The following is a 16,285-nucleotide window of genomic DNA, read 5'->3' on the forward strand; positions in this document are numbered from 1 at the left end:
TGGCTGGTTTTTTTTGTTTATAGGCAAGTTCTAAAGAGCATACAGCTTGAATCTGTTGCCTTGAACTTCGTACATTAAACCCTACACCTTAAAGTAATCCAACTGCTGCTTCTGTTGTTCAGCTAGGTTAGATAGCTCGTGGCTTGCTGCTGCGGCTTGGGTAATGCCGGTTACGTTTTGGCTTACTAGGCTGTAGATGTTTGAGATATTACGGTTAATGTCTGCAGTGACTTGGCTTTGCTCTTCTGCAGCAGAGGCAACCTGGGTGTTGATTTCAGTCATGTCGGTTACTGAGTTAGCAATACCTGAAAGGGCTGCACTTACCTCGCCCGAGAGCGTTTGGTTGTGCTCTAACATCGACAGTGAACTGCTCATGCTCTCATTAGCGTTGCCTGATTGAACCTGCAAGCCTTCGATGATCGCTTGGATCTCTTTGGTTGAATCTTGGGTTCGTGCCGCCAGCATTCGAACTTCATCGGCTACAACTGCGAAACCACGGCCACTTTCACCAGCACGAGCCGCTTCAATTGCTGCATTAAGCGCAAGAAGGTTCGTTTGTTCAGAGATGCTTTGAATTACTTCAATCACCTTACCAATCTGCTCTGAGTGCTCTTTTAGCGTGCCTACAACGTTTGCTGCTTCACTCAGCTGAATCGCCATTTGCTCGTTTGCTTGGTTGCTCTCATTAAACAAGCTCATGCTGTGTGTCGCCATCTCGTCAGCTTGCTTAGACGCTGAATCGGCTTGTACTGCGTTCTCGTTGACGTGTGCTGCTGTACTCTCAAGTTGGTTCACGGCGGAAGCAACTTGCTCCACTTCTTGCTTCTCTTGATCTGAGTTAACGCTTGATTGTGTCATTACAGCCGCTAACTCTGTCGACGCAGAAGCCACTTCGATACTTATTCGAGACAGCGAACTTACCGTGTCGCGCAATTGGTCAACGGATTTGTTTACATCTTGCGCAAGGCGCGAGATTTCGTTGTCGCCATACTCTTCGGCTTTAACCAGCAGGTTACCTTTTGCTACTTCGCGCATGGTTGCTTGAATATTGCTGATTGGCTTAACAATGATGCCAGCAAGCGTCCAACTGATGACTAATGCGATAGAAAGAATCGCTAGCAGGGCAATGGTCGCCGTATCCAGTGTGCTGGTGTGTTGCTGTCCATTGATGTCGACTTCTTGAGTCGCAAGCAGGTTCAGCTTCTTAGACAGAATGTTGATCGCTTGCACCATTTCATTACCCGCGTGACGGTATTGGTCGATTGCGATCTGGTAGCGGTTGTCAAAGTCAGAAGGGAGAACTGTGTTGCCGTGTTTAGCTCTTAATAGAGGAAGCATAGTGGTGCGAGAAAAGTCGACGTAGTGATTCATCGCTTTGCGCATTGCGGCTACTTCATCTTGCATGCCTGGTACGGTATCAAGTGAATTCAGTAGGCGAGTATTTTGGTCGCGTTTTTGATTTAGCGTTTCGACCAGTGTTTTAACGTCGTCAGGATTAAACAAGCTGTAGATCGCTTTGATACGCATGCCGTAGCTGTTGTCGACGATTTCACTGAGTTCTTCTTTATGTAAGATTAATTGGTCTGTTGCTGTTGATACATCTTTAAAAGCATTTTCCAGTTTGTCACCACCGATAATGACACCCGTCAAAAGTAATACGACAGAAAAGAGTACTGGAATGAGAATTTGTATTTTGATTGATAAGCCACTGAGAAGTTGGCGCATGTAATGTCCCTCTTTGAATAAATAAATGAGCAGAAGCAATTGTTATTATTGTAATTAGCAGGTGATTCTAACTTCTGAGAATGACAATTCAATCAGTAATAGATTCGATTTTGATATATGAGATAGATATTTGATAAATTTTGAATATTTATTGCACAAACAAGGCTTTAGCCATTTTTAAGGTAGGGTTATTTGACACAGAACCTTGTGTGGTATTAGGTAATAAAAGGGATGGCGAGATATTGAGTGGTTTGGCTTAAATAGGTTGGAATGAATATTCGGTGCCTATGAGTGAGGCCAATTGATTACTTCAAGGCTATTTGGTAGGGGAGAATAAGAAAATAAATTGTAGTTGTCATATAGGCTTCAATTAAGTGAAACACAACTGTCACATTCAGATTCTAAAGTGGGCACCGTTCAAGCAAAACAACATTACGGCAATAACGCCACTAAAGGAAATTTGTGATGAAAAAGACAGTTATCGGTGCAATCGCACTACTAGGCGCTCTAACAGTGAATACAGCTTCAGCTAAAGAAACTATCTCTGTAGTTGGCTCTAACAGTGCTTCTCCACTGGTTGAAGTTTTTGCAGAAACCTACATGAATAAAGGCGAACCAGTGTTCATCGAAATTCAAGCACCAGGTTCTTCTGCAGGCATCAAAGCAGCAAAAAATGGAAGTGCTGATCTTGGTATCTCTTCTCGTGACCTTAAAGAAGAAGAGAAAACAGCTGACCTGAAAGAGCTCGTTATCGCTCGTGACGGTATCGCAGTTGTTGTTAACCCAAATAACGAAGTATCTGCTCTTACAGCTGAGCAAATCACTTCAATCTACAAAGGCGACATCACTAACTGGAAAGATGTTGGTGGTGCAGACAAGCCAATCGTAGCAATCACTCGTGATACTGCATCTGGTACACGTGGTGCATTCGAAGACATCATGAAGCTTAAGAAGAAGATCGGCGATAAGAAAGTATCGGCTATCTCTCAGCGTGCACAAGTTGCAAACGGTAACGGCGCACTTAAAGTTTCTGTAGCAAGCAACCCATACGCTATCGGCTTTATCTCTCTTGGTACTGTAGACAACACAGTTCAAGCTCTAACTATCGACGGCGCAGAAGCATCAGTTGATAACGTTAAGAACGGCTCTTACAAAGTTGCTCGTCCTTTCCTAGTTCTTTACAAAGCAGGCGCTCCAACAGCTGAAACTCAACAATTCCTAGACTGGATGGTTGCAGACGAAGCTCAAGCTATCGCTGGTAAGAAAGGCTACATCACAGTTAACTAATCTTAACTGACTCAATCTCAATTATTGCTCAGCCTGCTTTAGGCTGAGCCTTTTCTTTCAACTTTGTTTATTTCGAGCTCTTTTTGAGCCACAAAGTTTGAGATTTTATATATGACCATCGCAAATAGTGAAAAGCTTATGAATACTGAAGCGACTCAAATCAATAAGCCAAGTCTACGTGCTAAGAAGCGCATCGACTGGAGAGAAAGAATCTTCCACGGCTTGTTCTTATCGAGTGCTGTGATCGGCATCGTATCGCTAGCCGTTATCGCTTACTTTATCGTTGCAGAGAGTATTCCTGCATTCCAAGAGGCCGGTGTTTCTGGCATCGTTCTGGGTGTTGATTGGTTACCTCCAGCTCTATTCGGTGTTGCAACCATGATTGTTGCATCGATTGTTTCGACACTTGGCGCTGTAGTTGTTGGTGTACCGGTAGGTGTATTAACCGCTATTTTTATTGCTGAGATTGCTCCCAAGCGTCTTGCAGATATTATTCGACCAGCAGTTGAGCTTCTAGCGGGTATCCCGTCGGTAGTTTACGGCTTCTTCGGTCTAGTAATTATCGTTCCAATGATTCAGAACATTTTCCAAGTACCAGCCGGTAATACTATCCTGGCGGGTATCATTGTTCTGGGGATCATGATTCTTCCTACCGTTATCACGGTTTCTGAAACTTCGATTCGTGCTGTACCTCGTACATACAAAGAAGGTTCACTTGCACTGGGTGCTTCGAAAATCTACACGATTTTTAAGCTACTCGTTCCTGCTGCACGTTCAGGCATTATGACTGGTGTGATTTTGGGTATCGGTCGCGCACTTGGCGAAACGATGGCAATCATCATGGTTATGGGTAATGCGCCAGCAATGCCAGAAGGTATTTTGGATTCTGCTCGTACGCTAACAGCAAACATTGCAATTGAAATGTCTTACGCAAGTGGCGTTCACGCTAACGCGCTGTACGCAACAGGTGTTGTACTTCTAGTGTTCATCATGATGTTAAATGGTGCTCTACTTTATCTTAACCGTGAAAAAGCAAAGTAGGCGAGGATAAGTAATATGGATCGCGTAAAACTAAAACAAGCACGTCAAACCAAAGATAACATCCTAAAAGGTTTTATCTGGGCAGCTGCGGCTGTAACCGTTGGTTTCTTATTCTGGATTATTTGGTACATCTTATCGAACGGTCTGCAATACGTAGATTGGAACTTCATCACTGACGATTACACTCGTACTGGTGAAGAGCGTGGTATTTTCCCAATGATCATCGCCACGATCTACATGGTAATTGCATCGATTGCGGTAGCCGCACCACTAGGCATCATGACGGCGATATACCTAACTGAATATGCGAAAGTAGGTAGTCGATTGGTGAAAGTGATTCGATTCTGTACTGAGTCGCTAGCGGGTATCCCATCGATTATCTTTGGTCTGTTCGGTATGACCTTCTTTGTTTCGATTCTGGGTCTCGGCTTCTCGATTTTGTCGGGTGCATTAACGCTAAGTATCCTGATTCTTCCTGTAATTATTCGTACTACAGAAGAAGCATTGATGGCAGTACCACAAACTTATCGTGAAGGCTCATACGGCCTTGGCGCTTCAAAAATCTACACTATCTGGCGCTTGATCTTACCAAGCGCAATGCCAGGTATCTTAACTTCGGTCATTCTGAGTATTGGTCGTGTAATTGGCGAATCAGCACCTGTATTTTTAACAGCAGGTATGGTGGCACGTGTTCCTGAGTCGGTATTCGATTCTGGCCGTACACTAACGGTTCACCTATATAAGCTGACAACAGAGCTATTTACTATCGATGAGTGGAACCAAGCCTACGGCACGGCGACAGTCCTAATCGTATTGGTTCTCTTGATCAACATGGTTACAAAACTGATTGCGAGACGCTTCAACACGGCAACTTACTAAGCTCATTAGCCGGCTCAATAATAAAGAGAGCCCCCGTGATAAAGAAAGCGTCAAGTTAGACACGAATTTAAGAATTTAGAGATTACGAACATGAACAAATTTGATATTGAGAACCTAGATCTGTTTTACGGCGACAATCAAGCGCTTAAATCTATCAATCTGCCAATTCCAACTCGTCAGGTTACGGCACTGATTGGCCCATCAGGTTGTGGTAAGTCAACGCTACTACGTTGCTTGAACCGTATGAATGACCTAATTGAAGGCGTTACTATTAAAGGTAAGCTGGATATGGATGGCACAAACATCTATGGCAATATTGATGTGGCTGACCTACGTATTCGTGTAGGCATGGTATTCCAAAAGCCAAACCCATTCCCAATGAGCATCTACGAGAACGTAGCTTATGGCTTACGTGCTCAAGGCATCAAAGACAAGAAGCACATTGATGAAGTAGTAGAAAGCTCACTGCGCAGTGCAGCACTTTGGGATGAAGTAAAAGATCGTCTTAAAGCACACGCATTTGGCTTATCTGGTGGTCAGCAACAGCGTCTATGTATCGCTCGTACAATTGCAATGGAACCGGATGTAATCCTGATGGATGAACCTACATCGGCTCTAGACCCAATCGCGACACACAAGATTGAAGAATTGATGGAAGACCTGAAGAAAGATTTCACTATCGTTATCGTAACGCACTCAATGCAGCAAGCGCGTCGTATTTCAGACCGTACTGCTTTCTTCCTAATGGGAGAGCTAGTCGAGCACAACGAAACGAGTGTTATCTTCAGCGAACCAAAAGATGATCGTACTAAAGGTTACGTAAACGGTGACTTTGGTTAATTCGATGAACTAAGTGCTGTTTTAGTTTTTTTAAAGGACAGTACGCTAACTGAAACGCAGGTTAGATAATCGAATAGATCGACAGAATTATCACTATAACTATAAGCGATGGAAGTTTTGCCCCACTCTAATGTGGGGCTTTTTTATGTTCTTAAAAAAGTCCTAATGTCGATGAAATTTTGGGCAGAAAATCCCATTTTTGTCGTCCTTCTCATGCTTGTGATAATGTTAAAAGTGAAATTGCGACCCGCTTAACATCTCATTTTTAGTTACATTGATTGCATATCAATGCTTCGGTATTTTTGCTTCATTCTCAATAGCCAATGGACGGAAGCTGTGCCTGTTAAAGCCTTTGCAAAACAAATATCTGCTGCGCGCGACCATCGTTTATTGGCTGAATCTCTTTTTGACTATCTGGTTAAGGTACTCGCTCCTCAAGGGATTGGAATATTTGCGGAGCCGACGCCGGAGAGCGATTCGTTAGCGCTGTTCTCTTACGGCGAATTAACCTCGTTATCGAGTTATCCTTCCACATTTTGGCCTTGGGTTGCCCAGTTCGATACCGCAGACGGGGTGTTGCCTATGGCTATCAATACTTGTAAGTGGGAGCATATGAAGGTGCTCGGTGGAGAGTCATTCATCATGATGCTCGACAACGCGCCTGCCTGCAGAACTTATTTAATTGTTCAAAATTGCAGTGCTGAACAGATAAACCAAACTTTCGATCAAGATCTTGATGTTCTCCAACTCGCCGCAGCCCGTTGGCAATGCGTTCGTGCAGAAAAGAACGCTGCTATCGAGATTAAGCATCGGGATACCCGAGAGGCGCAGTACCTGGATGAAATTAAGCTTCGCGAATTGTTTGTCGAGAACATGAAGTTAGTACATCAGGTAGCGTTAGAGCTATCGAATCCAGAATCTTTAGACGCACTCTATAAAGCGTCAGTAGAAGCTGTACGTGACCGCTTAGGCTTTGATCGTGCGATCTTTATGTTGCTTGATATGAAAAAGCGGTGTTTTAGTGGAACTTACGGCACTGATGAACTGGGAAAAACTAATAGCGAGCATCATACTCAATACGACTTACATCAGCTTGAAGCGGAGTATATAGAGGCTCTGTCTGACAGCCACACCAACTTGGTTATTATTGAACAAGCGCCTCTATACACTGAAGGCAAAGTGGTTGGACAGGGTTGGAATGGTATGTTGATCTTACGAGAAGGGGATAAACCTGTCGGCTGGATCGCCATGGACAACTACATTCACCGTTCGCCAATTACCAATTACCAAAAGCAGATGCTTGAATCGTTCGGCTCTCTGCTTTCTCAAATCTACATTCGTAAACGCCAAGAACAGAACATACGTATGCTGCACTCGAGCATGGTTGAGTTGTCTCGCTGCGATAGTGTCAGTGAGGTGTGTAAGTCTGCAGTAAGTTTTGCTATTCAGCACTTAGGTATCGACCGATTGGCGGTTTTTCTTACCGATAAGAACTGTAGCTACATGCAAGGTACATGGGGTACAGATATTAAAGGTGACATTGTTGATGAATCCTATTATCGCTCTGAGCTAGTGGAACGTGACATTGTCGCTGCGGCTCGTGCTTGTCCTAACCAAGTTGCATTTGAAGAGTCGGTCCCTATTTATCACGATTTCAATATTGTCGGAGTCGGTTGGACCGCAATGACGATGCTCACCACTAATACGGGTGAGCCGATTGCGTTTATTGCCGCTGATAACTTGCTAACACGCAGTCCTTTAACTTCTCAATTGCGCGAAGTGATTCGTATATTTGCCTCTAGCCTTGCTGAGGTATTGCAAAGAACCATGGCTCAAGAGGAGCTCAAAAAGCTCAATGAAACGCTTGAGCAAGAGGTCAGCAAACGCACTCAAGAGCTAGAGTTGGCTAATGAGCAATTGGATATCATTTCTAAACTAGACCCGCTGACGCGTCTTGGAAACCGTCGTATGTTGTCTCAGGTTTTAGATGATCTCAATTGTGATGATCAAGGGGCATTTGCCACAGAGGATGAAGTCACGTTTGGACTGATTCTTGTCGACCTTGATCACTTCGGTTTGTACAACAGTGTCTATGGCCATACTGAAGGGGACGCGGCACTGCGGACCATAGGTAAGATACTTAATGCTCATGTTCATAGCGATAAGGAAACGTTCTGCCGTATAGGCGGAGAAGAGTTTATGTTGTTGATGATCGGCACCAATCACTCTGAGACTAAGCTGCGAGCAGAGTCGATCAGGAAATGTATTGAAGAGGCGAAGATCCTCCATTGTGAAAGTAGCACTAGCCCATATTTAACCGCGTCTGTCGGTTATGCGTCGATAACCTCTGATCAGCACCAGTTCGATTTTGACCTGCTTTATGGCAAGGCAGATAAAGCCCTGTATCAAGCCAAAGACTCAGGGAGAAATAGAATCGTTTCAGCATTGAAGCGAAAAAAGGTCGCGGTTTCAATTTCTTAGCACAGTACTTTTTCTTCCTATCTTAGAACGAATGAAGCCGTGATGCTCACAAGGTGGTCGTCACGGCTTTGTTATTTTAGAGTTTTGCTAGTTAATTAAAGCGTTTCTAGTGAGCTTTTACGCGTTTTGCTAGAAACTCGCTTTGGCTTCTTAACCGCTTTGATTACTTTAGAAGGAGCCCATGATGGTTTTGTCGAGCTAGCTTCACCATAGAGACTCTGGTTTAGCTTATTTAGCTCGGCTTCAACGACGTCTAACGTCTCATCGCTCAAATCTGGGTTTTCAGCTTTCCACTGTTCAAACAAGGTTCTTGTCATCACACCATCTTTCGTTTTTAGAGCTTCAATAAGCGCTTCTGCTGTATCTGATTGACGTTCAACAGTGTGTGTTGGTTTTGTCGTTACATCGCGGCGTGACCAGAAGTAGAAAGCCATCACTGAGCTAAGCAACCACAAGGCTGCGAATAGCGCGGCGAGATAAGGCCAGAACCCCGGACTATCAACAGTCACAACCGTTGGGCTTACTTGTTGGGCTGGTGGTGCTGTAACCGGTGGTGTGCTAGACGTCGCACGGTCACTTGCTTTTACCGCTAACTCTAGCCCAAGCGCTTTGCTGGTTTCTTGTGATTGTGAGTCTGTGTTAAACCAAGCTTGAGAAACATCAGGAAGAGAGATGCTTCCTGATTCCTTAGGGATTAGTACCTGCTTATAGACAACGACAGCATCACCGGATTGGGTGGTGCCAAATTGCGGTTTTTCTTCATAAACACGCACCGTTTTAGGGTAGGTGATGTTCAGTTTTGGTAACTGATGTTGGGTCAAGTTACTGGCTGTCATAGTAATGGTTCGAGTTAGAGAATCACCCGCTTCCATTTCAATCTTCTGCTTGTCGCCACCTAAAGCATTGCCATCCGTCAGTTCATTACCTTGGCTGTCTGACCATTGTTGTATCAGCTTAAAGTTTGATGTTGGTAACCACTCACCTTGGTAGCCTTTTGGTACTGGATTCACTGTGACATCTAAGGTTTCAACAGGCGTGTTCAGTTGGAACAGACGCGTTGTGCTGGAGTTGTTGGTTGAGTAAACAACAGCACCGGTTAACTTTGGCCCTTGAAGCTGAAATTGTCCTGCTTGCTGTGACGATATATGGAAAGATTGCTGAACAACTGTGACTTCTTGTCCATTGAGGACATCTTGAAATTGCTTCGATTCACCAATAGGTTCCACATCTAAGCTCTGCGAGCTCGGTGGCGCTATTTTAGGATCTTGCAGTCTTCTTGGGTCAGCTTTAATTATCAGTTTTACATCCAGCTCAGCGACTTCTTGTGGGTACAGCGAGTCTTTACTCAGATTAAGCTGGAACTCAGCCATATCATGTTGAGTAGGTGCAGCTTTATTAACGGCAACATTGATGGTGATTGGCTTGGTTTTTGCCCCTTCAATATCGAAGCTAGGAATCTGAACCTTCCCCAAACGCAGTGGCGCAAGGCTGACGTTCCATTCACTTGACACCGAACGGCTGCCATTGACGATTCGCATCGACGACCCAAAACTTGGTGTGCCAACATAGAAGTCCTGTTGGAGCGCCTTTAGATCTAAAGCATCAGAAGAGACCTTTTCATCAGTCGCGACTCTAAGTAGAAATACTTGGTCTTTGGTGACACTGTTTTGTGAAACGCTCGCTACGGCAGTAGCCGCCAATGCAGAAAAGGACGAGAAAGCTCCTAACGCCAGCGTTAGGAGTATGGATAAAAATGGCTTGTTAAGAAATCGCATGGTTACCACTTTTTGTTCTGGTTGTTAGGAGCACTTTTTTGTCGTGCTTGTAAAATCATTTGCGCTTTAAGCAGCTGGCTTGGGTCTCGTGCACTCTCGACTTGCTCAAGCTTTCGCATATCAGGATCGCTCGACATAGGTTGACCTGATACTTGTGCTGCAGCTTGTTGAGTGTTGTTATCACTGTCTTCCTTAGCAGCCTCTTGAGCAGTCTGAGATGCAGAGTCATCTTTGTCCTGTGACGGCCTACCTGCTTGATCCGCTTTGTTTTGTTGCACAGCTTGCTTGTCGTTTTCTTCATCCATCTTGGAATCAGAGCGGTTATCAGCTTGGCTTTGGTCAGTATTCTGATCTTGGTTTTCACTTTGATCTTGGCTGCCGCTTTGACTTTGCGACTTGCCATTGTCAGCAGAGCTTTGTTGTTGATCCTGCGAGCTTTGCGAAGAATCATTTTGCTGACCTTGCTGACCTTGCTGACCTTGCTGACCTTGCTGACCTTGCTGACCTTGCTGACCTTGCTGGTTTTGGTCTTTCTGGTCTTTGGATTCAGAATCGCCTTGCTGTTGCTGTTGCTGTTGCTGTTGCTGTTGCTGTTGCTGTTGCTGTTGCTGTTGCTTCTGGGCTTGTTCGACGACCTCTAAGTTCTTCTTAGCATAAGTATGTTCAGGGTTGCTTTCGAGAATACGTTGATACTCTTCAATTGCTTGGTCGTACTTGCCTTGCTTTGCTTGTGCATTGGCGAGGTTGTAGCGAGCATTTTCGTCAGTCAAACCTTGTAGTGTTTGTTCTGCAGCTTCGAAGTCACCCGCTTTGTATTGTGAGATGCCTTTCCACTCTTGTTGTTTGAATTGTTCAGCTGCCTGCTGGAAGTTCTCATCTTGATATAATTGATAACCCACCTGATCATCGGTTTTCCAAGGATTCGCAAACGCAGTATTCGGCTGGCTGAACGATACAAGCACAGCTAGGCCACACCAAATAACCCCTTTTCGAAATAGCCCAAGGACAGGAAGTAACAAAGATGGCAATAACCAGAAACCATTGTTCACTCTGGTATTGAGCGAGTTATCGGTTTTAGTCACTTCTGATGTTGTAGCAATTCGGTCGAGATAACTTGCGATGTGTTCAACGTCTGAGTTATCAAATTGTACCTCAGTGAATGTGCCTCCAGAGCGACGAGTCAGGTCGCGCATATTGTCTACGTTGGTTTTCGCAACCACGGTTTGTCCTGCGTCGGTTTGTAACATCGAACCTGTAGGTAACGAGATCGGCGCGCCGCTTTCCGTGCCTACAGCCAAGACTGACAACGTCCAATTACTACCAGAGAGTAGCGAGTCGATATCTTTCTTCTCTTGACCATCAATATCATCAGCAATCAGTACCAGATCGCCTTGGTAGATATGAGCGCGAGTCATCATCTCAATCGCAAGCTTAACTGCCGATGCTGCATTGCCGCCTTGGAAGGGCATGATATCTGGTGATAGGTTGGGTACGAGGTTCTTGATGGTATTGATGTCTGACGTCAAAGGACTAATGGTGTAAGCATCTCCGGCGTATGCCACCATTCCAGTTAGGCCTTCTTTCCATAACGAAAGCAGATCCAGAGCCTTGTATCGCGCCTGTGTTAAACGGTTTGGTTTAATGTCAGTGGCATACATAGACATCGACATATCCATGATCACAACTCGCGCCTGTGTTTTTTCAAAGCTTGGCTGTTCATTGTTTTCAAAGCTGGGACCGGCTAGTGCGATGACACCGACTATCCACCAAATACCAAAGTAAGTACTACGGTTTTTCGATGGCTTGCTTGATTCTGGTGCCAAGTAGCGAGCGATATGAGAGGCCAGTAATCCTTGTTTAGATTGTCTCTTGCTGAGCCACCAAATTGCGGGCAGCACGGCAAGCGCTAAGAACCAATATGGGTAGATAAAAGTAAAGTTAGACATTGTTTCTCCTAATGGCTAACAGCATAAATGCGAAGAACATTGCCGCCGACAGTGGCCAGACAAACCACTCTTGTTGTGGTCGCCATATCTTAGTGGCGTTCGTCACGGGCTCTAACTGATTGATGGTGTCGTAAATCGTTGCCAGTTCTTTGCTGTCTCGCGCACGGAAGTACTGACCGCCAGTACGTTTGGCAATTTCTATTAGAGTGCGTTCATCCAAGTCTTGAGCAGTATTGACCTTACGAGTCATGAAGAACTCTTTGACCATCATTTCGCCCGCACCGACACCCACGGTGTAAATCGTCGCGTTGTACTTCTTAGCAATATCTGTGGCTTCTAGTGGATCTAATACGCCCGCGGTATTGCTGCCGTCACTGAGTAGAATCATCACACGCTGAGGGGCATCGCTGTCAACGAAGGTTTTGGTGGCAAGGCCAATACCATCACCGATCGCAGTTTGAGTACCGATAAGCTTTAACACCGCTTGATTGAGTTGTTGTGATAGCGTGTCTCTGTCTAACGTCAGGGGAGTTTGCAAATACGCATGATCGGCAAAGAGCACCAACCCAACTCGGTCGCCTTTGCGGCGTTCAATAAAGTCACTCAACACATGTTTGACCGCCGATAATCGGTCGATGTATTCACCATTGAACTGCATGTCCTCTTGGCTCATCGAGTAGGAGAGGTCGACTACCAACATCAAATCACGGTGCTTCGGCTGAAACTCCACCGGTTCGCCATACCAGACTGGACGCGCGCTCGCCGTTACTAGCAGAAGCCAAATAATGACTGACAACGCCTTTGGTATGCGAGTGCTCGGAATTTTGGTGTTACTGTCCTCTGGCAGAAATGGAAGCTTAAGGGCGCTGTTTGATTTCGCCTTTGGTGACAATAAGTAAATGACAAACGGCAGTGGCACGAGGAAAAGCATCCACCACCAAACGAATTCAATGTTTAGCAAGTTAGTGCTTAGAAGATTAGTCATTATTACCTCGCTTTGGAGGAAGGGCTTTACGAAGCCAAGTTTCGCAGTCATTAACCAATTGCTGTTGAACCTTTTTCTGTTCGTCGGTCATCAAGGATGCATCTTGGTATAGCGCTTGTTGCCATTGTGATTGCTTTACGGAAAATAACGGCTTCGCTAATTGTGCATCCAAGAACGCCAACCAATCATCACCAGACAAGCCTGCCACTTTTTCGCGTGGGAAATAACTCAGCGCTGCTTGACGAAGGATGCGTTGTGCTTCGCTCGGAGACAAGCGATTTGAAGACTGACGATTGCTGAAATAAGACAGCGCTTCTTGCTTCGGTAGTTGGTTGTTTTTTCTGCGCTTTACAATAAAGAACACCAAGGCAATCAGGGTAATGGCTATGACAATCACAGCCCACCAACCCCATGCTAGAGGCCACCATGTTGGCGCATCTGGTGTAATCACAGGGCTTAAATCTAAGGGCTGCTTCATGACTGAGATCCTGATATCTGACTCATCAATGGTTGTGCACTCGACAGCGAGCTATAGGGCATCGCGAGAGATAAGCCCAACTGTTGTAGCTGCTGCTTCTTTAGTGAAAAAGCGTGGTTGAGTTTTTGCTTCTCTTTATTGGAGGAGAAATTAAACCATTGGGTTTTATTGCCATCGGTGATCTGTTTTGAACCTTTGAATGCAGTAACACCTTGTTCTAATGGATCGTAAAAATGAACCAAGCGAACTCGATTATGTCGACGTATTTGATTGATAAGTGAGTAATTACTTTCGTTATAACGGACGAAATCACTGAGCATAATGATATCGCTTCCTTTCGAGCAAAGCTGGTGAAGAGATTTCAGCCCATGCTCTAAGGTTGTGTCGCTGTTATTGCCTGGGTTGGTCAGCGCTGCGTTATTGATTTCTATGACTTTTTGTAAAATACGTAGCGGAGCATGGTTGCTAGCACTGGGTTTAATCTCAATGATCTCTTGGCCAGTATCTATCACTGCGCCAATACGGTCTTTTTGAGCGACGGTTAACCAGCAAAGTTGGCTGGCAAAGTGCGCGAGTTGAACCGATTTAAGTAACAAGGTTGAGCCGAAAATCATACTGCTCGACAGATCTAAGAACAAAATCACAGGCTGTTCTCTTTCTTCAGAAAACAGTTTGGTATGCGCCTTGCCTGTTCTCGCCGTGACGCGCCAATCAATGCTGCGGATGTCGTCGCCCGCCTGATATTGACGAACCTCAGAGAAATTCATCCCGCGACCTTTACGATTGCTCTCGTGTTGACCGTTTAGTTGCGACCACAGGCTCTTGGCTGGAGGCAACCAGCGAACAGACTGCGCTTTGTATTGCAGCAGTTCGTCTAGATTTAACGTGACACCGTCACTATGGTTGGGTAATTGATTATTCATGCGCTTATCCCTATGCGCTACCAACCAGTGATATAAGGTGTGCGATCACTTGGTTTGCAGTGACCCCTTCAGCTTGTGCGTGGTAGCTACGAAGCAGGCGGTGGCGCAATACAGGGAATGCCATCGCTTGAACATCTTGTGGAGTAACATAGTCGCGGCCAGCAAGCCAAGCGTGAGCGCGGGCACAACGGTCTAACGCGATGGTTGCACGCGGGCTAACACCCATGTCTAACCATTGATCAAGTTGGTCGCTGTATTGTTTAGGTTGGCGAGTCGCCATTACCAGTCTGATTATGTACTGCTCAATGGTGTCTGCCATGTGAATGCTGAGCACTTCTTGGCGAGCTTCGAAGATAGTTTGTTGAGAAATAGGCTCTGGTTGAACAGGTTGATTGCCTTGCGCTTCGCCTCTGTTTAGGCGCAAGATCTCCAGCTCACTTTCCATGTCTGGATAAGCCACTTCTAAATGCAGCAAGAAACGGTCTAATTGAGCTTCCGGCAGCGGGTAAGTGCCTTCTTGCTCAATCGGGTTTTGCGTTGCCATCACCAAAAAAAGATCAGGCAGAGCATAGGTTTTTCGACCAGCGGTCACCTGCTTCTCAGCCATAGCTTCTAGCATTGCGGCTTGCACTTTCGCCGGAGCACGGTTGATCTCATCCGCTAGAATGAGCGAGTTAAAAATCGGGCCCGATTGGAAAGTGAACTCTCCGGTTTCTGGACGGAAAATATCGGTACCAGTTAGGTCGGCAGGCAATAGGTCAGGGGTAAATTGAATACGGTGAAAATCTCCCTCGACACAGTCAGCCAGCGACTTTACTGCGCGGGTTTTTGCCAATCCCGGAGGCCCTTCAACAAGGATATGACCATCTGCCAGTAAGGCGATCATCAATTGTTTTACGAGCTCTTGCTGACCAATGATTTGAGACTCTAGGTAGTTTTGAAGGATTTCGAAGTTATTTTTATGCATTTTTGGACTCTCTGGGGGCCATTTGATTCTTATTTTGAGTATTGGTCACTTATTAATAGGAAAAAGTTCCAGTACATCTACGTAATTTATTTTTCCAAAAATGGAATGATTTACAAGTGTTTAGCCAAAGTACAGTTAAGCCCAACGGTTTTACCATAGTCAGACTTAAAAGGCGTGCTTTAGTGTTAACCAAAAGTTGTCGTCTTCATCGGTATTTATCGCCATGCTCGTTTCCTTAGTAATGTTGTGGCCAACTTGGGTGACGAGTTCAAACAAGCGAATCTTTCGTCCATTTACGCTGTAGGTATATTGAGGTACCAAATTGACGAACCAGTCGTCGGCGACTTGCCAGCGAATAAAGGTATACAAGGTCACGATCGACGTATCTGGAAATAGTGTTTTTTGAGCTTTCTTATCGTCTGTCCAGGTTTCGCCGTATAAAAGGGCTGGGTTGATCCTAAGGTTATCTGAGATAGGGATTATCTGGATGGCGCCAACAGAAGCTCGGTTAACGGGAATCGCATTGGCGTTGTTGCGCTGCATATCGACAAACAACCCTGTTCCACTTTGTTTATAGATAGAAAAATGGCGTAGATGTACGGTTTCAAAATCGTCTTTAAATTGAATGAAGCTGTTGTGACCCAATACACTGTCGGGGCTATTGAATCCAAATTGCGCGATGGCACCATATCCGTTGGTCCCTGTTCGTATTCCCAGAAACGAGCTCAGCGCGGTAGGATCGTCTAGGTCTTCTATTTGTTCTTGTCCTTGCTCTGGTTTTAGTTCTGGTTTGAGTTCTTCTGTTTGCGCTGCTTGTGCCGGTATAAGAAAAGACATGAGCGACAACAATGATAGTAGTTTAAGTAGCATGGCAACCTCAGAAAATGGATGGTATTCGGTCATAGATGGCAGGCGGGGAACCTGCCATTTCATAGTTTTATTAATTGGTTATTCAGCT

At 45.2% G+C, this 16,285-nt stretch carries 13 protein-coding genes; 5 read left to right on the top strand and 8 right to left on the bottom strand.

Translation table 11 applies throughout. The features are described 5' to 3' along the window. Positions 1 to 81 precede the first annotated feature (81 nt). Positions 82 to 1,725: a methyl-accepting chemotaxis protein gene (locus tag L4C44_RS11925; RefSeq protein ID WP_428805099.1), complete on the bottom strand. Its 1,644-nt coding sequence runs from the start codon at positions 1,723 to 1,725 to the stop codon at positions 82 to 84. 465 nt (positions 1,726 to 2,190) lie between these two features. Here L4C44_RS11925 and L4C44_RS11930 point away from each other — a divergent pair, with 465 nt between their 5' ends. The 5 genes from L4C44_RS11930 (at position 2,191) to L4C44_RS11950 (ending at position 8,253) form a co-directional block, all read left to right on the top strand. After that, positions 2,191 to 3,012, top strand: a complete 822-nt coding sequence (locus L4C44_RS11930) for a phosphate ABC transporter substrate-binding protein (RefSeq protein ID WP_017108956.1) — start codon at positions 2,191 to 2,193, stop codon at positions 3,010 to 3,012. A 111-nt stretch (positions 3,013 to 3,123) separates the two neighbouring features. Further along, a complete protein-coding gene (gene pstC, locus L4C44_RS11935; RefSeq protein WP_019822958.1) occupies positions 3,124 to 4,053 on the top strand; it encodes a phosphate ABC transporter permease subunit PstC in 930 nt (309 codons plus the stop codon). 15 nt (positions 4,054 to 4,068) lie between these two features. Further along, entirely contained in the window at positions 4,069 to 4,932 is an 864-nt protein-coding gene (pstA, locus tag L4C44_RS11940) for a phosphate ABC transporter permease PstA (RefSeq protein ID WP_017064256.1), read from the top strand. A 90-nt stretch (positions 4,933 to 5,022) separates the two neighbouring features. Continuing rightward, entirely contained in the window at positions 5,023 to 5,772 is a 750-nt protein-coding gene (pstB, locus tag L4C44_RS11945; RefSeq protein WP_004732036.1) for a phosphate ABC transporter ATP-binding protein PstB, read from the top strand. A 336-nt stretch (positions 5,773 to 6,108) separates the two neighbouring features. Then, positions 6,109 to 8,253, top strand: a complete 2,145-nt coding sequence (locus L4C44_RS11950; protein WP_428805100.1) for a sensor domain-containing diguanylate cyclase — start codon at positions 6,109 to 6,111, stop codon at positions 8,251 to 8,253. Between the two features lie 95 nt (positions 8,254 to 8,348). On the opposite strand, the gene L4C44_RS11955 is transcribed toward L4C44_RS11950, so the two are convergent. The 7 genes from L4C44_RS11955 to L4C44_RS11985 all read right to left on the bottom strand — a co-directional run bounded on the left by L4C44_RS11955 (position 8,349) and on the right by L4C44_RS11985 (position 16,164). After that, positions 8,349 to 10,028, bottom strand: coding sequence for a BatD family protein (locus L4C44_RS11955; RefSeq protein WP_428805101.1), 1,680 nt, complete (start codon positions 10,026 to 10,028; stop codon positions 8,349 to 8,351). Between the two features lie 2 nt (positions 10,029 to 10,030). Next, positions 10,031 to 11,974: a vWA domain-containing protein gene (locus tag L4C44_RS11960; protein WP_428805102.1), complete on the bottom strand. Its 1,944-nt coding sequence runs from the start codon at positions 11,972 to 11,974 to the stop codon at positions 10,031 to 10,033. Continuing rightward, positions 11,967 to 12,959 carry a vWA domain-containing protein gene (locus L4C44_RS11965; RefSeq protein ID WP_428805103.1) on the bottom strand — a complete coding sequence of 331 codons (993 nt, stop codon included), beginning with the start codon at positions 12,957 to 12,959 and terminating at the stop codon, positions 11,967 to 11,969. The genes L4C44_RS11960 and L4C44_RS11965 overlap by 8 nt, the downstream gene beginning before the upstream one ends. Further along, the gene (locus L4C44_RS11970; RefSeq protein WP_428805104.1) at positions 12,952 to 13,437 is read right to left on the bottom strand and encodes a DUF4381 domain-containing protein; all 486 of its coding nucleotides are present in this window, start codon (positions 13,435 to 13,437) and stop codon (positions 12,952 to 12,954) included. Before L4C44_RS11970 ends, L4C44_RS11965 begins: the two co-directional genes overlap by 8 nt. Further along, positions 13,434 to 14,360, bottom strand: coding sequence for a DUF58 domain-containing protein (locus tag L4C44_RS11975; RefSeq protein ID WP_428805105.1), 927 nt, complete (start codon positions 14,358 to 14,360; stop codon positions 13,434 to 13,436). The genes L4C44_RS11970 and L4C44_RS11975 overlap by 4 nt, the downstream gene beginning before the upstream one ends. Before the next feature lie 10 nt (positions 14,361 to 14,370). Further along, positions 14,371 to 15,327 carry an AAA family ATPase gene (locus L4C44_RS11980; RefSeq protein WP_146490989.1) on the bottom strand — a complete coding sequence of 319 codons (957 nt, stop codon included), beginning with the start codon at positions 15,325 to 15,327 and terminating at the stop codon, positions 14,371 to 14,373. Positions 15,328 to 15,492: 165 nt separating this feature from the next. Next, positions 15,493 to 16,164: a hypothetical protein gene (locus L4C44_RS11985; protein WP_285953819.1), complete on the bottom strand. Its 672-nt coding sequence runs from the start codon at positions 16,162 to 16,164 to the stop codon at positions 15,493 to 15,495. Between the last annotated feature and the right edge of the window lie 121 nt (positions 16,165 to 16,285).

Source organism: Vibrio satsumensis, assembly GCF_050337435.1.
Lineage (GTDB): Bacteria > Pseudomonadota > Gammaproteobacteria > Enterobacterales > Vibrionaceae > Vibrio > Vibrio satsumensis.